Source organism: Micromonospora sp. NPDC049900 (assembly GCF_044461025.1).
Taxonomy (GTDB): domain Bacteria; phylum Actinomycetota; class Actinomycetes; order Mycobacteriales; family Micromonosporaceae; genus Micromonospora.
Genome location: NZ_JBITKM010000007.1, coordinates 251938 through 276064 on the forward strand (window position 1 = coordinate 251938; position 24127 = coordinate 276064).

Annotated in this window: 21 protein-coding genes; 9 read left to right on the plus strand and 12 right to left on the minus strand. The window is 73.1% G+C overall.

The window, feature by feature from the left end:
- Nucleotides 1-111 precede the first annotated feature (111 nt).
- Genes ACIBMZ_RS18455 through ACIBMZ_RS18465 form a run of 3 tightly spaced genes read left to right on the plus strand, consistent with a single transcriptional unit; the run spans nucleotide 112 to nucleotide 2794 of the window.
- Entirely contained in the window at nucleotides 112-417 is a 306-nt protein-coding gene (locus ACIBMZ_RS18455) for a DUF6403 family protein (protein ID WP_396695235.1), read from the plus strand.
- Nucleotides 414-1775 carry a hypothetical protein gene (locus ACIBMZ_RS18460; protein ID WP_396695237.1) on the plus strand — a complete coding sequence of 454 codons (1362 nt, stop codon included), beginning with the start codon at nucleotides 414-416 and terminating at the stop codon, nucleotides 1773-1775. The genes ACIBMZ_RS18455 and ACIBMZ_RS18460 overlap by 4 nt, the downstream gene beginning before the upstream one ends.
- Nucleotides 1772-2794, plus strand: a complete 1023-nt coding sequence (locus ACIBMZ_RS18465) for a hypothetical protein (protein WP_396695239.1) — start codon at nucleotides 1772-1774, stop codon at nucleotides 2792-2794. The genes ACIBMZ_RS18460 and ACIBMZ_RS18465 overlap by 4 nt, the downstream gene beginning before the upstream one ends.
- Here the strand turns inward: ACIBMZ_RS18465 and ACIBMZ_RS18470 are convergent.
- Nucleotides 2735-4255, minus strand: a complete 1521-nt coding sequence (locus ACIBMZ_RS18470) for a DUF2207 family protein (protein ID WP_396695241.1) — start codon at nucleotides 4253-4255, stop codon at nucleotides 2735-2737. The genes ACIBMZ_RS18465 and ACIBMZ_RS18470 overlap by 60 nt on opposite strands.
- On the minus strand, nucleotides 4255-4851 hold the full coding sequence (locus ACIBMZ_RS18475) for a LemA family protein (protein ID WP_396695243.1): 597 nt from the start codon (nucleotides 4849-4851) through the stop codon (nucleotides 4255-4257). The genes ACIBMZ_RS18470 and ACIBMZ_RS18475 overlap by 1 nt, the downstream gene beginning before the upstream one ends.
- Nucleotides 4852-5088: 237 nt before the next feature.
- On the opposite strand from ACIBMZ_RS18475, the gene ACIBMZ_RS18480 reads away from it, so the two are divergent.
- Nucleotides 5089-7122 carry an NAD(+) synthase gene (locus ACIBMZ_RS18480; protein ID WP_396695245.1) on the plus strand — a complete coding sequence of 678 codons (2034 nt, stop codon included), beginning with the start codon at nucleotides 5089-5091 and terminating at the stop codon, nucleotides 7120-7122.
- Between the two features lie 165 nt (nucleotides 7123-7287).
- A complete protein-coding gene (locus ACIBMZ_RS18485) occupies nucleotides 7288-7704 on the plus strand; it encodes a cold-shock protein (RefSeq protein ID WP_396695247.1) in 417 nt (138 codons plus the stop codon).
- A gap of 3 nt (nucleotides 7705-7707) precedes the next feature.
- Here the strand turns inward: ACIBMZ_RS18485 and ACIBMZ_RS18490 are convergent, their stop codons facing one another.
- From ACIBMZ_RS18490 to ACIBMZ_RS18510, 5 genes are all read right to left on the minus strand, one after another.
- The gene (locus ACIBMZ_RS18490) at nucleotides 7708-8586 is read right to left on the minus strand and encodes a metallophosphoesterase family protein (RefSeq protein WP_396695249.1); all 879 of its coding nucleotides are present in this window, start codon (nucleotides 8584-8586) and stop codon (nucleotides 7708-7710) included.
- Between the two features lie 73 nt (nucleotides 8587-8659).
- A complete protein-coding gene (locus ACIBMZ_RS18495; protein ID WP_396695251.1) occupies nucleotides 8660-9337 on the minus strand; it encodes a hypothetical protein in 678 nt (225 codons plus the stop codon).
- A 217-nt stretch (nucleotides 9338-9554) separates the two neighbouring features.
- Nucleotides 9555-11846, minus strand: coding sequence for an FtsX-like permease family protein (locus ACIBMZ_RS18500; protein WP_396695253.1), 2292 nt, complete (start codon nucleotides 11844-11846; stop codon nucleotides 9555-9557).
- Nucleotides 11843-12535: an ABC transporter ATP-binding protein gene (locus tag ACIBMZ_RS18505; protein WP_396695254.1), complete on the minus strand. Its 693-nt coding sequence runs from the start codon at nucleotides 12533-12535 to the stop codon at nucleotides 11843-11845. Before ACIBMZ_RS18505 ends, ACIBMZ_RS18500 begins: the two co-directional genes overlap by 4 nt.
- Nucleotides 12532-13062: a PadR family transcriptional regulator gene (locus ACIBMZ_RS18510; protein WP_396695256.1), complete on the minus strand. Its 531-nt coding sequence runs from the start codon at nucleotides 13060-13062 to the stop codon at nucleotides 12532-12534. The genes ACIBMZ_RS18505 and ACIBMZ_RS18510 overlap by 4 nt, the downstream gene beginning before the upstream one ends.
- A gap of 297 nt (nucleotides 13063-13359) precedes the next feature.
- Here ACIBMZ_RS18510 and ACIBMZ_RS18515 point away from each other — a divergent pair, with 297 nt between their 5' ends.
- Together ACIBMZ_RS18515 and ACIBMZ_RS18520 are read left to right on the plus strand one after the other, a co-directional pair.
- Nucleotides 13360-16182, plus strand: coding sequence for a M36 family metallopeptidase (locus tag ACIBMZ_RS18515; RefSeq protein ID WP_396695258.1), 2823 nt, complete (start codon nucleotides 13360-13362; stop codon nucleotides 16180-16182).
- A 162-nt stretch (nucleotides 16183-16344) separates the two neighbouring features.
- A complete protein-coding gene (locus ACIBMZ_RS18520; protein WP_396695260.1) occupies nucleotides 16345-18492 on the plus strand; it encodes a glycogen debranching N-terminal domain-containing protein in 2148 nt (715 codons plus the stop codon).
- Between the two features lie 15 nt (nucleotides 18493-18507).
- On the opposite strand, the gene ACIBMZ_RS18525 is transcribed toward ACIBMZ_RS18520, so the two are convergent.
- On the minus strand, nucleotides 18508-19128 hold the full coding sequence (locus ACIBMZ_RS18525) for an L-threonylcarbamoyladenylate synthase (RefSeq protein ID WP_396695262.1): 621 nt from the start codon (nucleotides 19126-19128) through the stop codon (nucleotides 18508-18510).
- An 87-nt stretch (nucleotides 19129-19215) separates the two neighbouring features.
- Between ACIBMZ_RS18525 and ACIBMZ_RS18530 the strand changes: the two genes are divergently transcribed.
- Entirely contained in the window at nucleotides 19216-19614 is a 399-nt protein-coding gene (locus ACIBMZ_RS18530; RefSeq protein WP_396695264.1) for a hypothetical protein, read from the plus strand.
- Between the two features lie 112 nt (nucleotides 19615-19726).
- Here ACIBMZ_RS18530 and ACIBMZ_RS18535 read toward each other — a convergent pair whose 3' ends face one another.
- The 3 genes from ACIBMZ_RS18535 to ACIBMZ_RS18545 form a co-directional block, all read right to left on the minus strand.
- The gene (locus tag ACIBMZ_RS18535; protein WP_396695266.1) at nucleotides 19727-20047 is read right to left on the minus strand and encodes an amphi-Trp domain-containing protein; all 321 of its coding nucleotides are present in this window, start codon (nucleotides 20045-20047) and stop codon (nucleotides 19727-19729) included.
- A gap of 98 nt (nucleotides 20048-20145) precedes the next feature.
- Entirely contained in the window at nucleotides 20146-20841 is a 696-nt protein-coding gene (locus tag ACIBMZ_RS18540; RefSeq protein WP_396695269.1) for a YoaK family protein, read from the minus strand.
- 118 nt (nucleotides 20842-20959) lie between these two features.
- A complete protein-coding gene (locus tag ACIBMZ_RS18545) occupies nucleotides 20960-22054 on the minus strand; it encodes a hypothetical protein (protein ID WP_396695271.1) in 1095 nt (364 codons plus the stop codon).
- 230 nt (nucleotides 22055-22284) lie between these two features.
- On the opposite strand from ACIBMZ_RS18545, the gene ACIBMZ_RS18550 reads away from it, so the two are divergent.
- Nucleotides 22285-23571: an AI-2E family transporter gene (locus tag ACIBMZ_RS18550; RefSeq protein WP_396695273.1), complete on the plus strand. Its 1287-nt coding sequence runs from the start codon at nucleotides 22285-22287 to the stop codon at nucleotides 23569-23571.
- 22 nt (nucleotides 23572-23593) lie between these two features.
- Here the strand turns inward: ACIBMZ_RS18550 and ACIBMZ_RS18555 are convergent, their stop codons facing one another.
- Nucleotides 23594-24109, minus strand: a complete 516-nt coding sequence (locus tag ACIBMZ_RS18555; protein ID WP_396695275.1) for an acyl-CoA thioesterase — start codon at nucleotides 24107-24109, stop codon at nucleotides 23594-23596.
- Nucleotides 24110-24127 lie beyond the last annotated feature (18 nt).

Below are 24127 nucleotides of genomic sequence, written 5' to 3' on the forward strand. Positions count from 1 at the left end.
CACCCCTCGCGGGTCCGGCCGGACCACCCGGCACCAGGGGTGGCCTGCGACGAGCTGGCACCGGTGCGCTAGACAGGTAGCCGTACCGACCCCCTCGGATGGCGGGAGCACATGTCACCATCCCTGCTCACCTGGCTCTCCGGCGGCGTACTGCTGCTGGGTGCCGGAGTCCTCACCACCCTGCTGCCACGCCTGCGTACGCGCCGGCAGGACCGCCTGGTGGCCTGGTCGACCGCGCGGGCCGCGATCGACAGCGCCACGGTCAGCCGCGACGCGACGAGTGCCCGCGTACCCGAGGCGGACGGCCTGCTCACCCGGGCCGAGTTGCTCGCCGCCGACCACGGCGGTGTCACGGCCGCCCGCGCGGCGGCCGACCTCGCCCGCCGCGCCGACGAGCTGTGGCAGGCGCAGCGGTGACCGCGCCCCGGGGCATCCGACGCACCGAACCGCTGCGCTGGGGACTGCTCGCCGTCGCGGTGGTCGTGCTGGCGGTCTTCCTGCTCGCCCAGCAGCAGAGCATCGACGTCAGCTACGGCCAGTCCCCGGCGGTGTCGAAGCGGGTCGAGGAGGGCTCCGCCGGTGAGCTGAGCGACGCCACCGTGCCGTCCACCGAAGAGATGACCGCCCTGGTCGACGCCGACCCGGTGGTACGCCTGCCGGGCGCCGTCGCCCGATGGGACGAGCAGCGGGTGCGGGACGCGATCGGCGACGACGACACCCGCATCCTGGTCGCACCGCCGGGCCTGGACGAGGAGGAACGCAAGCGGGTACGGGAGGTCAGGAGCGCCACGATCCGGGTGATCGGCACCCAGGTCAGCGGCGGCATGTTCCAGGCCACCCCGGACACCCTGCCCGGTTGGCGGGCCCAGTTCGCCACCGGTGACGTCACCGGCCAGTTGGTCACGTTGATCACCGCGCTGCGCAAGGTGCCGCGCCCGGCCGATGAGGACACGCTGCGCTGGCGCGACCCGAGTCGGACGGAGCTCGACGCGGTCACCGCCGACCTGCACGCCGACGGGCTGCACATCGCCGAGGGTGCCACCCTGCGCCAGGTGCCGCAGGACGCGCCCACCGCCTTCCCCGACGGCGCCTGGTACGTCGCCCTGCCCGCCCAGCCGTACGGCGAGGCGCTCCCGGCGTACGGTCCGGCGCTGCACCGGCTCTTCCCGGACCAGCCGCTGGTGGTGATGTACGGCAGTTGGATCGAATACCACGGTCCGGGCGCGGCGGACTTCGCCGAGCTGGCCGCGACCAGCTTCTACGCCCACTTCGGCGACCGGCTCAGCCGCTACGACTACCCGCAGCAGAACGTGCTCGGCGTCTACCTGGGCCGGGTGACCGACATTCGGTACGCGGGCCTGTTCGACCGCCCGCTGCCCTACCGCCCGCTGGATCCGCTGCGGGTGGCGCTGCCCGCCCTGCCCTGGATCTTCGCGGCCTGCGTGGCGGGCTTCCTGGTGCTGTCGATCCGGTCGCTGCGCCGCTCCGGCACCCGCCCGGGTGACCCGCAACGTGGTGGTGTGCGGGCCCGGCTGGCCGGGCTCACCGCGCTCGCGGTCGAGGCGTCGCTGCTCACCGACGCGCGCAGCAATCCCGCGTTGACCCGGGGCATCGGCAGGCTCGAAGCGGCCCGGAAGGCGCTCGACGAGGGACTACCGGAGCGGCACGTCCGCCGGTTGCTCGACGACGCGACGGCGGAACTGGAGGAGACCGCCCGCCTGACCGGCATTCCCGGCTACCGCCCCGACCTCTACCTCCAGGGGAGGCTGTCGTGACCGCCGCGCTGCGACGCGGCCTGGCCGCGCTGGTCGGCACGACCTTCGGCGGGGCGGTGCTGGCCTGTCTGGTGCTGGCCGGGTGGGCGCTGTGGTCGGGCGGGATCCTGGACGGCCCGATCGCCCGCGAGGTGCGCGCCTCGTCGACGTACGTCGCCCCCGGAGTGGACCTGGACCGGCCCGCCGCCGAGCGGATCATCGGCAACCGGCGGCTGGTGGTGCTGTTGATGGCGCCCGGCGACGACCTGCGGGACGCCTGCGACCAGACCCGGCAGGCCGCGAAGGGCACGCTGGTGCTGGCGTTGAGCCGCGACGGCGACGACTGGGACACCTACGGCTGCTCGCGCATCCGCCAGCGCGACAGCAAGGACTTCGGCCGCGCGATGGTCGCGGAGACGATCATCAGCCGGGGCGTGGACTCGTTCGTGGACCGGCCGCTGGAGGCGTTCAAGGTCATCGTGGTCAACTACGACCTGCTGGTGCGCGCCGGCAACCTCCCGGACGGGGCTCGCACGATCAGCCCGTCGCTGCCCCGGTACCTGCTGGCCGGCGCGGCGGCCGGCGGTGTGGTCGCCGGTGCCGCCTCGCTCTGGATCGCCGGTCGGCGGGCCGGGCGGCTGGCCGCGCAGCGGCGACGCCGACGCGACGAGCAGGCCGACGAGCGCAGCGCGCTCAGTGCCGCGGCGGCCGGGTTGGCGCAGCAGATCGTCGACCTCGACCAGCGGTACGGCCGGATCTCCGCCCGCAGCACCGGCCGGGGCTACGCGCGGCTGGTCAGCGACTACACCCGGCTGCTCGGCGAACTGTCCGACGCCGGTGCGGGCGAGGTCACCGTGCGGCGGCTGCGGGAGCGGGTGGACGAACTCGCCTCGCGGGCCACGATGCTCACTCGGGAGGCGCAGGCCCGGGCCGGGAACGGTTCGGGTTCGGACCCGTCGTCCACGGGCCACCGTCCGGGGTCAGGGCGTGGCGGTCGGCGGGGGCGTCGGCGCGACCGGCCCGGGTCCACCACCGGCTGACCCGCTGCCCGGTCCGGGCGGCGAACCGGAGTCGGGAACGGTCGTGCCGGTGGTGTGCCGGGACCGGCCGTGCCCGACCACCGACAGCGCGACCACCCGCCGGGACCAGGGACGTACCCGCAGGGTCACCACGTCGCCGTCGCGGCAGCGCGTCGCCCACTCGCTGGGCAGTCCCCACGCGGTGGTGCGGTCGGCGGTCCCGTCGTCCACGGCCAGGTAGTGCAGCCAGGGTCGGGGCGGGCTGTTCTCGCCCCGGGCGACGCTGCGCCACACCTCGATCCAGAGCACCTCGCCGGTGACGGTGCGCTCGGTGGCCAGGTCCAGCAGGGTGCGGACCACGGTGTGCAGGCCGGATAGCAGCACCAGGACCACCACCACGGTGACGCCGTTGCGCACCAGGTCGAAGATCCGGGCGGCCTGGTTCACCGTCGACGGAGTGAGGGTGAACGTGGGACCGAAGGCGTCGAGCAGGAAGGCGCCGACGGCGACGCCGATCACGCCGCCGGCCAGCAGACGCGGTGCCGACCGGCCGTAGCGGGGCAGCAGCCGGGGGTAGCGGACGCGTATCCGGTGCCACCTGCCGCCGTACGACGACCAGACCGAGGTGCGGTCGCCCAGGCCGAGGTCGAGCACCGTGCTGGCCAGGCGGGTGGCCCCGACGGCGGCACCGTAGCCGAGGTAGCGGTCCCAGATCACCACCGCGGCCGGGGGCAGTTCGTCGAACTGCTCGTGCCCGCGCAGCCAGTCCCGCACACCGAGCCACCGGGCCGCCACCTGACGGCCGAGCGCCGTGTCGCGTTCGCCCGGTGACGCCCCGGCCAGCGTGGAGAGCAGGACGAACACCGCGATCCCGGCGATGAACGCGTGGTTGCCCGAGGTCGGATGCCAGCTCGCGAGGTGCAGCGCGGCCAGCCCGACCACCGCGGCGGCGGCCAGCGCCGCGCCGACCAGCAGACCGGTCACGCGTGGACCGAAGCGCCGCCGGGACAGGCCGGCGGCACGGGCGTCGGCGATCACCTGCCCGCGCAGCCGCCGGTTCCACGCCCGGGCCCGGGTCTCGTCGCGGAAGGTCAGCGCGGTCAGCGGCAGGACGCCGTCCACCGCCAGTGCGCGGACCCGGTCGAGCACCTCGCGCTCGTACGGGCGCAGTGCGGCCTCGTCCGGCGCAGCCGCCGGCAGGTGGACGGTGCTCTGCCTCGGGTCGTCGCCGGGTTGGCGGATCTCCAGGAAACTCCGGGCGGCGAGGTCGAGCAGGGTCGCCTCGGCGGCGTCCTCGGTCAGCGACCAACGGTTGACCAACAGGTTGACCACGGCGGGCGATTCGGCACCGAGATCCGGGGTGGCCGGCGCGGGTGCCACGGCGGCGGGCCGGGTGACCCACCGGACGACGCCGTAGAGCAGCAGCCAGCCGACGAGGGCGCCCAGGCCCACCGTCAGGTCGAGCAGGAGACGGCCGTCCATCACGTGCCGCCGTCCGCGAAGCCGACTCCGACGGCACCACGCTCGCCCGTCCCGGCCTCGAAGTAGTCCCGCGTGCGGAAGCCGGCCGCACCGGCGATCAGGTTGGTGGGCACCGACTGCACGGTGGTGTTGTACGTCTGCACCGCGCTGTTGTAGAACTGCCGGGCGTAGGCGATGCGGTCCTCGGTGCGGGACAGTTCGGCCTGCAACGCCGCGAACTGGTGGTCGGCGCGCAGGTCCGGGTACGCCTCGGCGAGCGCGAGCAGCCGACCGACCGCCTCGGTCAGCACGGTCTCGGCACCGGCGCGACCGGTGGGGCCGGGCGTGGTGGCGGCGGCCAGCGCACCGCTGCGGGCCGCGGAGACCGCCGTCAACGCGTCGCGTTCGTGCGCCGCGTACCCCTTGACCGTCTCGACCAGGTTGGGGATCAGGTCGTGTCGGCGGCTGAGCTGCACGTCGATCTGGGCCCAGGAGGCCTGCACCTGGTTGCGGCGACGGACCAGCCGGTTGTAGGCGACCGTCGCCCAGCCGAGCACGGCCACCCCCAGCAGGCAGAGCAGCCCGCCGACGAGACCCGCCACGACGCCACTGCTCATTCCCCGACCCTCCGGTGCCGCACCTGCGCGCCGCGAGACCGCGGTGACCGGCGCGAACGCGTCGGACCCCGGTGTCGGCGGTCCGGCCGGTCCGATCATGATGATCGGACCCGGCAGGCGCAATCCGACGAACGGGTGGTCACCAGGTGGAACCGGTCGCTCACCCGGCGGCGTCGATGACCCGGCCCCGGTCGGGTCCCAGCCGGGGCCGGGTCGGGGGTCGGCGATGATGGGGCGGTGAACTTCCGCTCCGTCTACCAGCACGGGTTCGTCCGGGTCGCCGCCTGCACCGGGCGTACGCGTATCGCCGAGCCCACCGCCAACGCCGAGGCCGTCCTGCGGCAGGCCCGCCGGTGCGCCGCCGAGGGGGTGGCCGTGGCGGTCTTCCCGGAACTGGGCCTGTGCGGCTACTCGATCGAGGATCTCCTGCTCCAGGACGCGGTGCTGGACGAGGTGGAGGCGGCGCTGGCGCACCTGGTCGCGGAGTCGGCGGAGCTGCTGCCGGTGCTCGTCGTCGGTGCGCCGCTGCGGCACCGGGGCCGGGTCTACAACTGCGCGGTACTGGTGCACCGGGGTCGGGTGCTGGGCGTGGCGCCGAAGTCGTACGTTCCGAACTATCGGGAGTTCTACGAGGCCCGGCAGATCGGCGCGGGGGTCGACGAGCGCGGCGGGACGATCCGGCTCGGCGGCGTCGAGGTGCCGTTCGGGGTGGACCTGCTGTTCACCGCCGAGGACGTGCCGGGCCTGGTGCTGTACGCCGAGGTCTGCGAGGACCTGTGGGTGCCGGTGCCGCCGAGCGCCGAGGCGGCGTTGGCCGGCGCGACCGTCCTGGTCAACCTCTCCGGCAGCCCGATCACGGTGGGTCGGGCCGAGGACCGTCGACTGCTGTGCCGGTCGGCGTCGGCCCGCTGCCTGGCGGCGTACGTCTACGCGGCGGCGGGCCTGGGCGAGTCCACCACGGACCTGTCCTGGGACGGCCAGACGATGATCTACGAGAACGGTGTGCTGCTCGCCGAGACCGACCGGTTCCCGGCCGACGAGCGGCACGCGGTGGCCGACGTCGACCTGGACCTGTTGCGGCAGGAACGGCTCCGGATGGGCACCTTCGACGACAACCGGCGGGCGCACGCGGAGCGGACCGGCGGCTTCCGCGAGGTGCGGTTCCGGCTGGAGCCGCCGACGCGGGACCTGGGGCTGCGGCGGCGGGTCGAGCGGTACCCGTTCGTGCCGTCGGATGCGGCGCGTCTGGCGCAGGACTGCTACGAGGCGTATCACATCCAGGTCGCCGGCCTGCACCAGCGGCTGGCGGCGACCGGCGACCCGAAGGTCGTCATCGGGGTGTCCGGCGGCCTGGACTCGACCCACGCGTTGATCGTCGCGGCGCGGGCGATGGACCGGGCGGGCCGCCCGCGCAGCGACATCCTCGGGTTCACCATGCCGGGCTTCGCGACCAGCGCGCACACCCGGGACAACGCCCACAAGCTGATGCGCTCGCTCGGGATCACCGCGGCCGAGCTGGACATCACCGCCACCGCGCGGCTGATGCTCCAGGAACTCGGCCATCCGTTCGGTGCCGGCGAACCGGTCTACGACGTGACGTTCGAGAACGTGCAGGCCGGGCTACGCACCGACTACCTGTTCCGGCTGGCCAACCAGCGCGGCGGGATCGTGCTCGGCACCGGCGACCTGTCCGAGTTGGCGCTGGGCTGGTGCACGTACGGCGTCGGCGACCAGATGAGCCACTACAACGTCAACGCGGGCCTGCCGAAGACCCTCATCCAGCACCTGATCCGGTGGGTGATCGGCAGCGGCCAGTTCGACGAGGAGGTGGGCGAGACGCTGCGCGCGGTGCTGGACACCGAGATCAGCCCGGAACTGGTGCCGGGCGCGGAACTCCAGTCGACCGAGAGCACCATCGGCCCGTACGCGTTGCAGGACTTCACCCTCTTCCACGTGCTGCGGTACGGCTTCCGGCCGTCGAAGATCGCCTTCCTGGCCTGGCACGCCTGGCACGACCCGGCGGCGGGCAGTTGGCCGCCCAACTTCCCCGAGCACAAGCGGGTCGGCTACGACCTGCCGGAGATCCGCCGCTGGCTGGAGGTCTTCTGCCGCCGCTTCTTCGGCTTCGCCCAGTTCAAGCGCTCGGCGATGCCGAACGGCCCGAAGGTCGTCGCCGGTGGTTCGCTGTCCCCGCGCGGCGACTGGCGGGCACCGTCGGACGGTTCGGCGCAGGCGTGGCTGCGCGATCTCGCCCGCTGGGACGCGCACTGAGTGGACGGTGGACCCGGCCCGGACGATGGTCCGGACCGGCCCCCGGACGTAGGCTGCACTCACCGAGGGCTTCCGCTGTACCGCCGCCGATGAGCGGCGACGGTCCGGCACGGGCCGGGGCGCGGGGTACCACGGCGGGTGGCGGTTCAGCGGAGGGAAAGTGCTGTGGCGGTAGGGCGCGTGGTGCGTTTCGACGAGGTGAAGGGGTACGGGTTCATCGCCCCGGAGGAGGGCGGCGAGGACGTCTTCGTGCACGCGAACGACCTGATGGAGGGCAAGCAGGCGATCACACCGGGCACCCGGGTGGAGTTCCAGATCAAGGAGGGCGAGCGGGGCCTCAAGGGCTACGACGTCCGGGTCGTCGCGTCGGAGCGCCGCCCGCTCGCCGCCCCGGTCACCACCGCCGACACCGAGGAGTACGACGAGGACGCCACCTGTGACGTGCTCTCCGTCGCGGCGCTGCGGACGGAGGTGACCGAGGCGTTCATCCAGGCCGCCCCGGATCTCACCGCGGGTCAGATCGTCCGGCTGCGGGACCAGGTGATCAGGATCGCCACCCGGCACGGGTGGACCGAGGGCTGAGGCTCAGCCGGCACGCCCGCTGCCCACGTCCGGCGTAGGGGTCGCGGACCCACCACCGAACACCACCGCACGCGGCAGCTCGGGTCGCCCGCCCCGTGGCTGCCACTCGCGCGGGTAGCCCAGCGACACCTCCTGGAACGGCACCCCGTCGTGCCAGGTGGTCCGGGGGATGTGCAGGTGACCGTAGACCACCGCCGCCGCCCGGTAGCGGACGTGCCAGTCGGCGGTCAGCTCCGTCCCGCACCACTGGGCGAACTCCGGGTGGCGCAGCACGTCGGTCGGCTCGCGGACCAACGGATAGTGGTTGACCAGGACGGTCGGCAGACCCGGGTCGCAGGCGTCCAGCCGCTGTCGGGTGTACGCCACCCGCGCCCGGCACCAGGCGTCGCGACTCGGATGCGGATCCGGGTGCAGCATGAACTCGTCGGTGCAGACGATCCCGGTGGCGTACGCCCGCGCCAGCGACTCCTCCTTGGTGGTGGTGCCGGGGGCCCGGAACGAGTAGTCGTAGCCGACGAACAGCGGGGCGACGACCACCGGCCCGCCGGGGCCCCGCCAGAGGGGGTACTCGTCCTGCGGGGTGTGCACGCCGAGCGCGCGGCACAGTTCGACGAGGTGGTCGTACCGCTGCTCGCCGCGCAGGTCCACCGGGTCGTGCCGGGGGGTCCACAGTTCGTGGTTGCCCGGTGCCCAGACCACGGTGTGGAACCGCTCGGCGAGGGTTCGCAGTGTCCACTCCACATCGGCGTACGCGTCGCCGACGTCCCCGGCCACGAGCAGCCAGTCCTCGTCGGAGCGTGGTCGCAGCTCCGCCGCGATCCGCCGGTTCTCGGCGTAGCCCACGTGCAGGTCGCTGACGGCGAGAAGCGCGCCGGCACCCATGTCGTCCACCCCCGGTCCGCGACCCGTCGCCGCCCCGCAACGGTAGTCGGACCGGCGGTGGGCGAACAGCCCGTCAGCCGCCGGTGCCCTCTGCGGCGCCGTCCGGGGTAAGGGCGCCGTCGGCCTCACCGGCGTCGAGGTGCACGTGCTGGTGGCCGTTGCCGGCGTCGATGTTGATCTGGTCGAGCTGCGTGGCGGCCACCGACCAGGTGGTGGCGGCGAGGGTGGCCTGCCGGGCAGCCAGCGCCAGGTGGTCGCGCCGCCGGGCGTCGGGAGCGGACGCCGCCAGGGCGACCGCGTCGACCGCGACGGTGGCCTGGGCCACCGCGCTGCGCAGGCCGCCCCGGGCGACGTTGGTGGCCGTGGTGCCCGACGGCGGGTCGGCGTACTGCTCGGTGAGCCGACGCATGGTCTGCCGCCACTGGTCGAGCTGCGTCGGCTCGGGGGCCCGGCCGGACTCCCCGGTCTCCCGCACGGCCACCAGGATCGGTGCCATCTCCTGACCGGTCCGGCGCGCCAGGTCGGTCAGTTCGACGATCTGGCGCGCGTCCCGTTCGACCTCTGCCGCCCGCATGTCGGCGATCCGCGAGTCGGTCTCGTCCGGTCGTCCCAGGGTGAACCCGACCAGCCCGCCCACCAGGGCCACCACCAGCACGGCCGCGACCGCGCCGAGGATCGACCAGCCGGAGGGCCGGGCCGCCGGGGCGGGTGGGGTCAGCAGGTAGGAGGGCCTTCCGGTACGTCGGGACATGGCCACCCCTCGGATCGACGACGATTCGCTCGGAGCGTAGCCCGTATATCACAAGCCGTCGATACTTCTGTGCGTTCCGGCGTCAACTTTCACTCGGCGGGCACGAAAGCCTGCTGGCGGCCAGGCCCACCACGACGGCCAGCAGCGACGTCCTGCCGCGCGTCGACGAACATGACCGTCACCAGGGAGAGGACAGCCGGCATCAGGGTCAAGCCGGCTATTCGCTGCGTAGCCCCTCGGCCCGGGTCAACCGCCACAGCAGTGGCAGGCTGGCGGCGGTGACCACGAGCACCAGCACCGCGGCGGTGCCGGACACTCCGGCGATGGCCGCCCAGTTGACGCCGACGGAGATACCGGCGACCGACTGGAGCAGGGCCGCCACCGCGCTTCCGGTCACGACCGCCAGCAGCATGCCCAGCGTCACCGGGATCGCCACCTGGTAGAGCACCGACCCGGAGAGGCTGCGGCGGCGGACGCCGAACGCGCTGAGCACCGCCAACGGCCGCCGCCGCTCGCGCAACTGTTCGAGGATGTTGACCAGCATGCTCGCGCCGATGACCAGCAGCAGGACGACCGCGCCGATCTGCAGCGCCTGCTGGTAACCGGCCAGCACCGAGGAGGTGCGGCGCTCCTCGAACGTCTGCACGACCGCCGTCGGGTCCACCTGCGCGACGGTGTTGCGCAACCGCTCCACCGCGTCCCGGTCGGCCGGGTCGTACGCGACGAGCACGGTGCCCGGATTGACCGGCGGCACCTGCAACGCTCCCGGGGTGAGCAGGAAGTCCGCCACCACCATCGTGGAGTACTGCCGGACCGTGGGGACCCCGGTGGGCACCGTCCAGCGGATCGGCGTACCGCCGTCGTCGAAGGTGAGCGTGGTGCCCGCCTCCGTCGACGCGCCGCCCGGGCCGGCGAAGCTGTCACCGTCGGCGCAGGAGGGCAGCTCGGCGTACTGGCGCAGGGCCGCGCAGTCGGCGACGTAGACCCGGTGGACCTGGGCCGCGTCCGGGGCGGTGCCCAGGTCCGCCAGCCCGCTGGCGGCCCGGACCCCGACCGTCTCGGCCAGCGCCTCGGCCCAGGTCCGCGCGGGACCGTCGGGCGTGCCCTGCTCGTACACGTAGACCACGGCCTGGAAGTCGTCGTCGGGACTCAGGTCGCTCGCGCCGTACGCCTGCGCCGCGCCGAGCACTCCCTGCACGGCGATCACGCCGGCCACCGACACCGCGATGCCGGAGACGGCCCGGACCGCGGTGTCGCTGTCGAGTTGCAACCGGCGTACCGCGAGCTGCCACGCCACGCCGCCGCCACCCAGCCGCCGTACCGTCGCCTGCACCAGCCACGGCAGGAGCAGCACCACCCCGACCAGCAGCAGCGTCGCCCCGGCGGCGAGTTGCAGCTCCACCAGCAGGCCGCCGGCCTGCTCGGTGAGGCCGCCGAGCAGCGGGTAGAGCAGAAGGAGTCCGACCAGCGAGGGCAGGGGCCGCCACCAGAACCGACGGTGTCGCTCGCCGCCGCGTCGGACCACCCCGAGCGGCTCGATCACCACCTGCCGCAGCGCGGAGAGGGTGACCAAAACCGCGACGGTCGGCACCAGCACCACGACCAGCAACGCCAACCCAGGCACCGGACGCAGGTCGACGGTGAAGAAGCTGAACCCGGGCGGCAGCAGGTCGCCGGCCACCCCACGGACGCCGAGGAAGGCGAGCGCCCCGAGGGCCAACCCGAGCACCGCGCCGACCAGGCTCTCCCCCGCCGCCACCCGCCGGGTCATCGCGCTGTCCGCGCCGACCAGCCGAATCGCGGCGAGTTGGCGGTCGCGGGCCGCACTGCCGAACCGCACCGCCGTGGTCACGAAAATCATCACTGGCAGCAGCAGGACCACCAGGCCCAGTACGCCCAGTACCAGCAGCACCGGAGTCACTCCTGCGGATTCCTGCCGGCCGTCACCGCCGTACGCGTCGATCCGCCGGGCGCCGGGAGTCTCCTCGTCCACCTGCTCCGAGCCCAGGTAGAAGAGACGCTCACCCGGGCCGGCGAGCCCGTCGGCGCCGATGGTGCCGACCACCCGACCGCCCCACCGCTCCCGCAGCAACGCGCCCTCGGGCGAGTCGAGCAGCTCGGCCAGGGCCGGCGAGACGACCATCTCCCCCGGGGCCAACCGGCGGTCGACACCGGGCGGCAGCGGCGTCCGCTCCCCCTCGGGCCGCACCAGCCAGCCGTTGACGTCGGTGCCCCGGTAGCGGGACTCCACGTCGACGGTCAGCAGGGTGTCCGGCCCGGACGCGGACACCACCGGCCCGGGCAGGCGCGCCGCCTCCCGTTCACCACGCGCGGCGGCCAGCGTGGGCAGGGCGGCGACGGTCAGCAGCAGCACCACACCGAGGCCCACGCCGACCGAGATCAGGGTCAGTCGGGCCCAGCCGGACCGGCCGCCCGCCACGCTGAGCCGTACGCCCAGCGCCAGGTCGTCGAACCAGCCCGCCGCGCCGCGCCGCGTCCCGGCGCTCATCGGACGTGCGCCGGAGTGCGGACCTTGCCGTCACGCACCACGACCTCCCGGTCGGAGTACGCGGCCACCCGCGCCTCGTGCGTGACGAGCACGACCGCGGCACCGGTCTGCCGGGCCGCCTCGACGAAGAGTCGCATCACCCGCTCGCCGTTGAGCGAGTCCAGCGCACCGGTCGGCTCGTCGGCGAAGATCACCCGAGGGCCGGTGATCAGGGCGCGGGCCACCGCCACCCGCTGGCCCTGGCCGCCGGAGACCTCCCCGGGGCGCTTGCCCGCCACGTCGCCGACCTCCAACCGGGCCAACGCGTCGGTCGCGCGGCGTGCCGCCTCCCGCCGCCGTACGCCGGACAGCCGCAACGGCAGCGCCACGTTCTCCAGACAGGTCAGCTCCGGGACGAGCTGCCCGAACTGGAACACGAACCCGAAGTCGGTCCGCCGCAGCGCACTCCGGCGCTGGTCGGACAGGGTGACCAGATCCTGGCCGGCGTAGCGGACCCGGCCGGAGTCCGGCACGACGATCCCGGCCAGGCAGTGCAGCAGGGTGGACTTGCCGGAGCCGGACGGGCCCATCAGGGCGAGCACCTCACCGGCGTGCACCCGCAGCGACGCGCCGTCCAGCGCCGTGGTGGCGCCGTACGTCTTGACCAGGTCCTCCGCCTCCAGCAGTGGGGCCTCCGTGGCGGGCTTCATCGCGTCTCCTCTCGCACCTGCGCGCGGAGCTGGTCCAGCCGGGCGGCGGTCAGCTCCAGCCAGCGCAGGTCGGCTTCCAGGTGGAACAGGGCGTGGTCACAGACGAGCTGGTCGGCCAGGTCACCGGCGAGCTTGCGGTGGGTCAGCTCCCGCATCTGCGCCAGGTGCGCGGCGCGCTGCACGTCGAGCAGGTCGGCCGCGTCACGGTCGGTCAGCAGCGCCAGCACGACCTTGGTGTAGAGCTTGCTCTGGAGGTAGACCTCGGGCTGCTCCGGTCGGGCCAGCCACTGCTCGACGTCGGTGACGCCGGCCTCGGTGATCGCGTACCGCTTGCGGTCCGGGCCCTCGCCGGGCTCGGACCGGACCTCGACGAGACCGTTCTTGAGCAGCCGGGCGAGCGTGGCGTAGACCTGCCCGTAGTGCAGCGACCGTCCGCGACCGAACTGGTCGTCGTAGGAACGCTTGAGGTCGTAACCGTGGCGCGGGCCCTGCTCCAGCAGACCCAGTAGGGCGTAACCGACAGACATGAGCGCCACTATACACGTGGGCTATACACACAGTGTCTACGTACGCGGCGTACGGGCCGACGACGCATTGCCGCAGCTCAGGACGGTCGCACGACAGACGTAGGAGCCATAGATCGAAATGTTTGAACATCCGTCGGATGACCGGCCGTGAGCTGCGCCGTAGCGTCGACGCGATCCACCTCGCACGGCCACGGTCACGCACCGTGACCGCACCGCGAGCGTCACGGCCGCCGTGACGGGCCGCCCGGTCGTGGATCGGCGCTCCGTGCTGTCCTTTCCACCCCCGAAGGAGCAGAAGTGCCCCGACAACCCCGCTCGTCACGCGCTCGCCGCAGCGGCGCGTTGCTGCTGTCCACCGCCCTCGTCGCCTCGTTGACCTCGGTCGCCGCGAAGCCCGCCGCGGCAGCCCCGGAGGGACCCCTCAAGTCCAACGAGATCTTCCTGACCGGCCCGAGCCAGGGCGCCCCGGAGGACATCGCCGCCGCCTACCTGCGCGCCAACCCGGCCCGGCACGGGGTGACCGCCGCCGACCTCGGTGACCTCGCCGTGCTGTCCAGCTACACCAGCCGGCACACCGGCGTCACCCACGTCAACCTCGCCCAGCGCCACGAGAAGCTGGAGATCTTCGGGGCCACCGCGACGGTCAACGTCGCCCGCGACGGCAGCGTCGTCTTCGTCGGCGACACCCTCGTGGCCGGTTTGACCGGCGGGGCCACCACCCCCGACCTGGACGCCGTCGACGCCGTCGAGGCCGCCGCCGACGCCCTGGACCTGCCCACGCCCACCAACACCCGGGTGATGAGCCGCACCGGCGGCCCGGCGCAGGGCACCGTCGTCAGCGGCAGCGGCATCTCCGCCGAGCCCATCCCGGCCAAGCTCGGCTGGCAGCCCACCGACGCCGGGCTCCGCCTCGCCTGGCAACTCGTCATCGACGACGCCACCGACGCGCACCTCTGGAACGCCACCGTCGACGCGGAGAGCGGCGACCTGCTCGGTGCCGACGACTGGACCACCCACGAGCACACCGACGACCTCGCCGAGACCCTGCACCCGGTCTCCGGCCGGACGATGCCGGTCCGGCGCAGCGGTCCGCTCGGCACGCCCGACCCGGTGCGGGACGGGTCGAGCTACCACGTCTACGGTTACCCGACGGAGAGCCCGAACGACGGCCCCCGTGCCGTGGTGACCGACCCGGCGGACGCGCTGGCCTCGCCGTACGGGTGGCACGACACGGACGGCGTGCCCGGTCCGGAGTTCACCACCACCCAGGGCAACAACGTCCACGCATACCAGGACCAGGACAACAACAACGCACCGGACTTCGGCAGCAGCCCGGACGGCGGCCCGAACCTGACCTTCAACTTCCCGCTCGACCTGGGCGAGAACCCGCAGAGCTACCGGGACGCGGCCACCGCCAACCTGTTCTACTGGAACAACATCATCCACGACGTCTCGTACCGCTACGGCTTCGACGAGGCGTCCGGGAACTTCCAGGCCAACAACTACGGCCGCGGCGGGGTCGGCGGCGACTACGTCCGCGCCGAGGCCGCCGACGGCGGCGGCACGAACAACGCCAACTTCTCCACCCCGGCGGTGGACGGCGTGGGCACGCCCCGGATGCAGATGTACCTGTGGCCGGGCAACCAGTTCGGCGCCCAGAACCAGGTCGTCGTCGACGGGGTCGGGGCGTTCGACGCCACCTGGTCGCGTTACAGCCCGGCGCCGACCAGCGCCGGCCTGCCCGCCCGCCCGTTCGTGTACGGCGGCACCGGCTGCGCCGCCTCGTCGTACCCGGCCTCGCTGCCCGAGGACGGCTGGGTCGCGGTGGTCGACGGCGGCACCACCGCCTGCACCTACCTGCTGCGCACCCAGATCGCCGAGTCGCTCGGCGCCGACGCGGTGGTGGTCGCGCACAACGCGGCCGGCGCCGCGCCGGTGCTCACCGGTGCCATGACGACCGCGCCGGTCGCCATCCCGGCGGTGGCGGTCACCCAGGCCGACGGCACCGCGCTCAAGGCCGCGATCGCCGGCGGCACGGTCACCGGGTCGGTCCGCAAGCATCCCAGCCACCCCGGCATGCGCGACGGCGACCTCGACGCCGGCATCATCATCCACGAGTACGGCCACGGCATCTCGCTGCGGCTGACCGGTGGTCCGGGGATCAACTGCCTGACCGGCAACGAGCAGATGGGCGAGGGCTGGAGCGACTTCTTCGCGATCACCACGCTGCTCGACCCGGCCCTCGACACCGCCGACGGCTCGCGGGGCCTGGTGCCGTACGTGCTGTACCAGTCCGACCGCACCGGCAACGGACTGCGCCCCCGGCCGTACTCGCGCAACATGGAGACCCAGCCGTTCACCTACGACAGCATCAAGACCGGCGGCTGGCTGAACGGCACGTCGCTGGCCGCGCCGCACGGCATCGGGCACGGTTGGGCCGCCGTCCTCTGGGACGTCACCTGGGACCTGATCGACCGGCACGGCCTGAACCCGAACGTCTACGGCGCCTGGAACACCGGCGGCAACAACCTCGCCATGCAGCTCGTCATGGACGGGTTGAAGATGCAGGGCTGCGGGCCGGGCTTCGTGGTCGGCCGCAACGCCATCATCGCCGCCGACGCGGCGCTGACCGGCGGCGACAACGCCTGCACCCTGTGGGCCTCGTTCGCCCGCCGGGGTCTCGGCTACAGCGCGGTGCAGGGCACCACCAACCGGGACGACAACACCGAGGCGTTCGACACCCACCCGTCCTGCCGGGGCGACTTCGTCGGCCGCACCGCAGCGCCCGGCCTGAACACGCTGCCCGCCGGGGACGCGGCACCGATGAAGTTCCAACTCGCCGCGAACCGGGGGCTGGACATCCTGGCCAGCAACTCGCCGTACTCCCGCCTGGTCGACTGCGACACCCTGCAGACGGTCAACCCGGACGGTTCGGTCACGCCGCGACCGCTTCCGGTGGCCGCCGTCAATCCCGGCAACTCCCGCATGTCCGCCAACGCCAGGGGCCAGTACAACTACGTCTGGAAGACCGACCCCGCCTGGGCCGGCACCTGCCGTGAGTTCGTCCTGACCCTGGACAACGGCTTCCAGTACCGCACCTACTTCCGATTCACCGGCTGATCCGACCCGCACCTGCGGGGGAGGGTTCCGAGCCACGGAACCCTCCCCCGCGCCATGCCCACAGGTGTACCCGGGCGGCGAAGGGGTAGGAACCGCCGACCGGCGCCGCCGCGTGTCGCCGCCGTCGCCACGCGAGGTCCGCCGCAGGCCAGGGGGAACGGGATGAGCCGGGTCCGCAATCTGCGCGTCCGCCCCGACCTGCTCTATCTGGCCAGCGGATGGAGCACGCTGGTGACCGACGTCCGTGGCCGGATCACCGGCAGCGATCCGCAGGGATTCTTCGCCCGCAACACCCGGGTGCTGCACACCGAGCGGATCACCGTCGACGGACGGGAGCCGGTGCCGTTCAGCACCGCCACCGTCCAGGGAAACGCCCAACTGTCGTACGCCGAGCTGGGCGCCGGGGACGAGCTGCCCTCGCGGGCGGCGTACCTGACCGTGGCACGGTTCGTGGGAGCCGGGCTGCGGACCCGGCTGACCGTGCTCAGTTACGCCGACGTCCCGCTGGAACTGCGGCTGCGGATCGAACTGGACGCCGACTTCGCGGACACCGGCGAGGCCGAGCGGGGGCGTCGGGTGCAGTCCGGCACGGTCGAGCGCCGGTGGGACCCGACGGCGCGGGAGCTACGGCTGACGTACCGCTGCGACGGCCTGGACCGGGCGGTGGCGATCCGGGTCCGGACGGACCAGCCGATCCGGTACGCCGACGCCGGCTTCGAGGTCGACCTGGCGCTGCCGATCCGCGACCGCCGGGAGGTGGAGATCCTCGTCGAGCCCGTCTTCGACGGCGAACGGCTCGTCGCGCCGCCGCCGAGCTTCACCGACTCCGGTGACCTCGCCGGTGCCGCACGGGCCCGGCTGGAACGCGAGTTCACCCGGTTGACCAGCACCAACTTCGACGTGACGGCGGCCTGGCGATGCGCGACGGAGGACCTGGCCGGGCTGCCCCTCGGCGAGCCGGCCGGGCCGACCGCGCCGATCGCCGGCCTGCCGATCTATCAGGAGATCTTCGGGCGGGACACGATGACCGCCTCGTGGCAGGCGATGCTCGCCGGTCCGACGATGCTCGCCGACAGCCTGCGGCTCAACGCCGAGCACCTCGGGCGACGCGTCGACGACTGGCGCGACGAGGAGCCCGGCAAGCCGCTGCACGAGGCGCGCCAGGGGCCGGTGTCCGCGCTCGGACTCGATCCGCTCACGCACTACCACGGTGACTGGTCCACCGCGCCGGACCTGCTCGTCTTCCTCGGCCAGTACTACGCCTGGACGGCGGACCTCGACACGGTCCGCGCGCTGCTGCCGGCGGCCCGCCGCGCGCTGGACTGGCTCGACCGGTTCGGCGACGTGGACCGCGACGGCTTCCTGGAGTACCACTGCCGCTCCCGGGCCGGCGTGAAGAACCAGGGCTGGAAGGACTCCGACGACGCGGTGGTCGACGAGCACGGCAGACCGGTCCCGAACCCGATCGCCAGCAGCGAGTTGCAGGCGTACTGGTACGCCGCGCTGCGGCACGCGGCCGTCACGTTCACGGTGACCGGTCACCCCGCGACCGGCGCGGCCCTGCTACGTCAGGCGAGGGCGCTGCGTCGCCGGTTCCACCGCGCCTTCTGGATGCCGGACCGGGGTTGCTACGCGATGGCCCTCGGCCCGGACGGGCAGCCGGTCCGCTCGGTCAACTCCAACGACGGGCACCTGCTCACCAGCGGCATCGTGCCGGCCCGGATCGCGCCCGTGGTGGCCGACCGGCTGCTCGCGCCGGACATGTTCAGCGGGTGGGGAATCCGGACGCTCTCCGCCACGCATCCGGCGTACAACCCGTTCAGCTACCACCGGGGCAGCGTCTGGCCGGTCGAGGCGGGCACCATCGGCCTCGGACTCGCCCGGTACGGCTGCTGGGAACACCTGCACCGGCTGGCCGAGGGGACGTTCGCGGCGTCGGCCCTCTTCGCCGAGCACCGCCTGCCCGAGGTGCTCAGCGGCCTGTCCCGGGACACCTTCCCGCATCCCGGGGTCTACCCGAACTCGTGCTCCCCGCAGGCCTGGTCGGCCAGCGCGATCGTCGCGCTGGTGCAGGCGCTGCTGGCGCTGCGCCCGGCCGCGCCGCTGCGGGCGATCCTCGTCGACCCGCACCTGCCACCGTGGCTGCCGGACCTCACGCTGGAGGGGGTACGGGTCGGTGGGCACACCTTCGACCTGACGGTGCGCCGTCGACGGGGCGGGCGGACGTCGGTGCGTACCCGGGGCGACCGGATCGCGGTGCTGCGCCGCCCCACCCGCCAGGCGTCGGTCACCCGGCGGCACCGGCCCTGACCACGGGCCGGGTGCTCAGGAGAAGCGGTCCGGGTCACCGGCGCCGACCCGGACGATCTCCGGCTCACCGTCCGAGAAGTCGATCACCGTGGTCGGTTCGGTGCCGCACTCCCCCGCGTCGACCACCGCGTCGACGGCGTGGTCGAGGCGCTCCTTGATCTCCCAGCCCTGGGTCATCGGCTCCTCGTCGCCGGGCAGCAGCAGGGTGCTCGACAGCAACGGCTCACCCCACTCGTCGAGCAGCGCGCGGGTGACCGGATGCGCCGGGATGCGCACGCCCACGGTCTTCTTGCGCGGGTGCAGCAGCCGACGCGGGACCTCGCGGGTGGCCGGCAGGATGAAGGTGTAGCCGCCCGGAGTGGCCGCCTTCACCGCCCGGAACACCGCGTTGTCGAGCTGCACGAACTGGCCGAGCTGGGCGAAGTCCCGGCAGACCAGGGTGAAGTGGTGACCGCTGTCGAGCTGGCGGATCTCCCGGATCCGGTCCATGCCGTCCTTGTTGCCGAGCCGGCTGCCCAACGCGAAGCAGGAGTCGGTCGGGTAGGCGATCAGGCCGTCGCGCCGGACGATGTCGATCACCTGACCGATGATGCGCGGCTGCGGGTTGTCCGGATGCACGTCGAAGTACCTGGCCATGGCCGGAAGCTTAGAGCGACACCGGGAAGTGTCGCATTGGTGACAGTGGCCTCCTTCGGCCACATGTCGACGCCCATCGTTGTCGGTATGGTCGGACGAGCCCACGACGGCGGCTACCGCGACGCCTTCCGACATCCCGCGACACCGACACCCGTCCGGATCACCGTGCTCGTCTTCGGCGTACTGGCGCTGCTCTTCGCGCTGGCGACCGCCCACCGCGCGGTGGTCGACGGCGGCTCGCTCGGTGCCGCCGCCTTCTTCGCCGTGATGGCCGTGGCGTGCACGCTGGTCGCGGTCAGCCTGGCCGCCCGCCGCCCGTGGGCCCCCTACCCGGCGTACGCGCTGACCGGTCTGCTGGCCGCCGCCTCGCTCGGCCTGTGGGGCGCGATCACCTGTGTCGGCGCGCTCCTGCTGGTCTGGGTGCTGTGGGCGCTGAACGCCCGGGTCTCCCGCGACTGGTTCGGTCGACGCGGGCGACTGCGTTGAGCACGACGCGCCGCCCGCTGCCATCGGCGAGGGCGCGCCGCGTCACCACGGGGGCGGGTCGTCCCGCCCACGCCGGTCACGGCGGCCCTCCCCGACCGGGATCGGCGTGCCGTCAGGCGGTCGCCGAGGACTCCGTCTCCGGCTCCTCGTCCGCCTCGGTCGCCGCCGCCTTCTCGGCGTCGGTCTTCTCCGCGTCGGCCTTCAACTTCTCCGCCTCGGCGGCCGGGTTGACCCAGGAGAACTCGATCTCGATCGAGTACTCGTCCTTGCCCTCCTGCTCGATCTCCAGCTCGCAGCGCACCTGGTCGGCGACGGCGATGGTGCCGGCGGCACCGTAGAAGACCTGCCCGCTCTCCACCTGGCTCGCCACCTGCCGCAGCCATGCGGCCAGGTCCGCCCGCGACACGGTCCGCTCGTCCTCGTAGATATCCATGCCGTCATGCTGGCATTGCGGTGTCGACCGACCACGCCCAGGGTTACCCGGTCGGCGGGACCGCAGGTGGCGTCGCCGGAGCGTCGGGCGGGCGGGGTTCAGGCGGCCGGACCGGCAGCCGCCGCGGCGGCGATCTCCCGGCGGCGGACCGCCGCGATCATCGCCGTGCCGACCGCCATGACCACACCGGCGGTCAGCAGCGCCCAGGATCCGTCGACCCGCAGGGTCAGGAGCGCCGCGACCAGGGCACCGAGGCCCATCGCGACGACCGCGGCGCACCGCCGGGCCCACGCCGCGCCGTCCCCCCCGGCGGCCCGGCTGTCCGCCGAGAGGTTGACCATCGCCATCGTCACCACCACCGTGGACAGGTCGCGGACACCGGTGTGGCGGACCGCTGCGGCCTGGGCGCCGAGCACCAGCGCCAGCAACCCGGTGACGACGAACATCGCGATCCCGTCCGGCGCCCCGGCGCCGGACCAGAGCGCGGCCAGCGTCAGCGTCACCGCGCTGCCGACGACCAGCACGAGCAGGCCCGACCGGGGCAGCTTCGCCGGGCCGGCCGCCCGGCGGGTCAGCCGGGCGGCGAGCAGCGCGCCGAGCATGAACGCCAGCAGCGCCAGCAGGTTGTTGAGCACCGGCAGACCGGAGACCCCGGCCAGGCCGAAGCCGATGAAGAGCACGTTGCCGGTCATGTTGCCGGTGAAGACCCGGTCCAGGGCGAGGTAGCTGACGCCGTCGATCGCCCCGGTCGCCACGGTGAGCACCAGCAGCGGTACGTCGTACGTCTTGGTCATGGGCCTCTTCCGCAGCTCGCCGGCACCGCTGTGCGGCACGTCGAGAGCGGCCGTGAGCAGGGCGATCGTCCGGATCGGAGTCTACGCACCGCCCACGACCGCGCCCGACGCAGCCGCGTCACGGCCCGGCGGCGGCCTCCAGCAGGTCGTCGTAGTACTGCAACCCGCGATCCGGCGACACGTCCGCGATGGACCAGCTCTGGTAGCCGGTCTTCGTCCTGGGCAGTTCCACGGCGTTCGCCCCGTGGGTGAGGGCGAGTTCCAGGGTCTGGTTCCAGGTCGACGCCGGGCAGGGGTCCTGGTCGGCGCAGACCAGGTCGGCGGTCGCGGTCTGGTAGCTGATCGGGCCGCCCTTGCCCGCGATGTACGCCCACATCGCGTAGTAGTTGTTCGGGCGGCCGGGGTACATCGAGTTGTTGCCCAGCACACACCGGGCGCCCAGCGAGGTCCGGCAGTAGTCGATCATCTGCCGGGTGTACGGCATGTCCACCGACCCGGTCCAGGTCACCTCGTCGATCCGCTGGTACGGGTTGAACGCCAGGTAGGAGCGGGTCTGCTCCCACACGTCGTGCGCGTCGATCTCGTCACGGTGGCACTGGTCGTCGGCCGCCCCGGTGTAGCCGGCCGCCTCCAGGCCGGGCCGGTTCAGGCTGAGCTGCCCGGTCTGCCGGATGTACGGCTCGGCGAACTCGGTGGTGCAGCGGGCGATCACCACGTCCCGGATCCGTGGCTCGTCGTCGTAGCGGGCGGCGAGCCGGTCCTGGAGGTTCTGGTACGCGGTGCCGTACGCGCTGCTCCAGAAGCGGCCGATCGTGCCGGTCAGGCTGCCGGTGGTGTACCACGGGATCGGACTGGTCCCGCCGAGCGACTTCACCCAGTCCGGCGCGTGGATACCGCCGACGACCCGCAGCCGGGCGTACATCCCGGCCGCGTTCGCGGCGGCGACCGCCTGGTCGATCGCGGTGGTGTCGAGCGCGCCGCCGTGGTCGGTGCCGGGCTGCTGCTGCGGTTGCAGGTCGCTCCAGTTGACCCGGATGACGAAGCTGTCCACCACCGGGGCGTACGCGCCGGTGGCCGGCTCGGCCCGGTCGACCAGGCCGCTCAGCGGCGGTTTGAGGGTGACCGCCGTCGGGGTCGACGTCTGCGCCTGTGCCGGTACGGCGACCGCCGTGGCCGCCGTCAACGCGGTGACGATTACCGCGAACCTTCTCACCCGGGAACCTCCTCGTCGCAGGGGGAGCCCGCGTGTCCGGAGGGACCCGCCTCGGGCGGCACCGCCCGGACACCCGGGCACGAAGCGCCAGAATAGGGCCCGCCCCGCCGGACGTCACCGGCCGAGATCGGCGGCGGCATCCGGGCCGGCGCGATTCTCCGCTGGTCACCGTGTCGGTGCGTGCCCCGACCCGTTACGGTGTACCGACCGATCTTCACCTGGGGGTTCCCTTGAGCCGGTTCGAGCAGCTACGGCAACGACTGCGCCGGGCGTACGACGGGGGACGCGAGTCGGTGCGCGCGGCCCGGGACCGGGACCGGACCCGACGGGCCGACCGCGCGGAGGAGTTCGTCCCCCCCATTCCCGAGCCCCGCTCCGGCGACTCCGACGAGGGCGGCCACCCCTCGACGATCAGCCGGGACGACGCCGGGGTGCCGCACTCGTTGCGGATCGCCGCCGCCTGGTCGTGGCGGATCATCGTCATCGGCATCGTCGGCTGGGCGATGCTGCGGTTCATGGGCACCATCCGCGTCGTGATCGTGCCGCTGCTGGTGGCGCTGCTGCTCTCCGCCCTGCTGGCGCCCGCCGTCGGCTGGCTCTTGCGGGCCCGCTTCCCCCGTACGCTGGCCACCGCCGTGGTGCTGATCGGTGGACTGGCCGCCGTGGTCGGCACGCTGACCATGGTGGTCAACGAGTTCATCACCGGTCTGCCCGACCTCAGCCGCAACGCGGCCGACGGCATCGGCCAGATCCAGGACTGGCTGCGCGACGGGCCGCTGAACCTCTCCGACGGGACGTTGGACCAGTACATCCAGGCCGGACAGAACTGGATCAACGAGAACACCCAGGCGCTGACCACCGGGGCGCTCTCCACCGCCGGCACGGTGGTGGAGATCTTCACCGGCGCGCTGCTGGTCCTCTTCGCCATGTTCTTCTTCCTCCGCGACGGGCAGCGCATCTGGCGGTTCATCGTCGGGATGTTCCCGGCCGCCGCCCGCTGGCGGCTCGACGACGCGGGCAACGCCTCGTGGCAGACGCTGGTCGCCTACGTGCGGGCCACCGTGCTGGTGGCGTTCATCGACGCGGTCGGCATCGGCATCGCGCTGGTGCTGTTCGACGTGCCGTTCGCGTTCGCCCTGGCCGCGCTGGTATTCCTCGGCGCGTTCATCCCGATCGTCGGTGCCACGCTCTCCGGCGCGGTGGCGGTGCTGGTCGCGCTGGTCGACGGCGGCTGGGTCACCGCGCTGTGCATCCTCGGCGCGGTGATCGTGGTGCAGCAGGTCGAGGGGAACGTCCTCCAACCGTGGATCATGGGCAAGGCGGTGGCGCTGCACCCGCTGCCGGTGGTGCTGGCGGTCACCGCCGGTGTGGTGCTCGACGGCATCTTCGGCGCACTCATCGCGGTACCGCTGATCGCCGTGCTCAACACCGCGGTCCGGCGGTTGGCCCGGCGCATTCCGCCGACCGAACAGCCACCGCCCCCGGAGGCGGTCGTGGTCAAGGCCACCGCGCCCTGACGCTCCGGGCCCCGGCGAGAATCTATGTCGGGTCTCCGGCGCCGTCGAGCAGGGCCCGCCGCAACGTGAGTCGGTGCTCGCGTCGGATCTCCGCCTCGCGGTAGCGTCCCCGGTCGCCGTCGGTCTCCAGCAGCAGCGGGGGCACCGCACGCGGCTGCCCGGCGTCGTCGACGGCGACCATCACCAGGTGCGCGGTGGCCACCGTGGTCGGTGGCACGGCCCGGTCCCACCGGTCGGCGGTCACCTTCACCGCCACCTCCATCGAGCTGCGACCGGCCCAGGTGATCCGGGCGTCGACGTGCACCACGTCGCCGACGCGTACGGCGCGGAGGAAGGCGGTCTCGTCGATGGCGGCGGTGACCGCCGGGCCGTCGGAGTGCCGGGCGGCGACCACCCCGGCCACCGAGTCGATGAGGTTGAGGATCCGGCCGCCGTGGACCGTACCCATGAGGTTGGTGTGGTGCTGGTCCATGATCTGCGACAGGGTCAGGTGGGACGCCGACGGCGTCCGACCGGGGGCGGAAAGTGTGTCCTGCATGGCGGTTCGTCCGTCCTC

Excerpts from the sequence above, each read along its gene's own strand:
- ACIBMZ_RS18510 (WP_396695256.1), bottom strand. The coding sequence starts at position 13,062 with ATGTCTGTCGGTTACGCCCTACTGGGTCTGCTGGAGCAGGGCCCGCGC.
- ACIBMZ_RS18490 (WP_396695249.1), bottom strand. The coding sequence starts at position 8,586 with ATGGGTGCCGGCGCGCTTCTCGCCGTCAGCGACCTGCACGTGGGCTAC.
- ACIBMZ_RS18505 (WP_396695254.1), bottom strand. The coding sequence starts at position 12,535 with ATGAAGCCCGCCACGGAGGCCCCACTGCTGGAGGCGGAGGACCTGGTC.
- ACIBMZ_RS18500 (WP_396695253.1), bottom strand. The coding sequence starts at position 11,846 with ATGAGCGCCGGGACGCGGCGCGGCGCGGCGGGCTGGTTCGACGACCTG.
- ACIBMZ_RS18520 (WP_396695260.1), top strand. The coding sequence starts at position 16,345 with ATGAGCCGGGTCCGCAATCTGCGCGTCCGCCCCGACCTGCTCTATCTG.
- ACIBMZ_RS18530 (WP_396695264.1), top strand. The coding sequence starts at position 19,216 with ATGGTCGGACGAGCCCACGACGGCGGCTACCGCGACGCCTTCCGACAT.
- ACIBMZ_RS18555 (WP_396695275.1), bottom strand. The coding sequence starts at position 24,109 with ATGCAGGACACACTTTCCGCCCCCGGTCGGACGCCGTCGGCGTCCCAC.
- ACIBMZ_RS18540 (WP_396695269.1), bottom strand. The coding sequence starts at position 20,841 with ATGACCAAGACGTACGACGTACCGCTGCTGGTGCTCACCGTGGCGACC.
- ACIBMZ_RS18525 (WP_396695262.1), bottom strand. The coding sequence starts at position 19,128 with ATGGCCAGGTACTTCGACGTGCATCCGGACAACCCGCAGCCGCGCATC.
- ACIBMZ_RS18495 (WP_396695251.1), bottom strand. The coding sequence starts at position 9,337 with ATGTCCCGACGTACCGGAAGGCCCTCCTACCTGCTGACCCCACCCGCC.
- ACIBMZ_RS18535 (WP_396695266.1), bottom strand. The coding sequence starts at position 20,047 with ATGGATATCTACGAGGACGAGCGGACCGTGTCGCGGGCGGACCTGGCC.
- ACIBMZ_RS18470 (WP_396695241.1), bottom strand. The coding sequence starts at position 4,255 with ATGGACGGCCGTCTCCTGCTCGACCTGACGGTGGGCCTGGGCGCCCTC.
- ACIBMZ_RS18455 (WP_396695235.1), top strand. The coding sequence starts at position 112 with ATGTCACCATCCCTGCTCACCTGGCTCTCCGGCGGCGTACTGCTGCTG.
- ACIBMZ_RS18475 (WP_396695243.1), bottom strand. The coding sequence starts at position 4,851 with ATGAGCAGTGGCGTCGTGGCGGGTCTCGTCGGCGGGCTGCTCTGCCTG.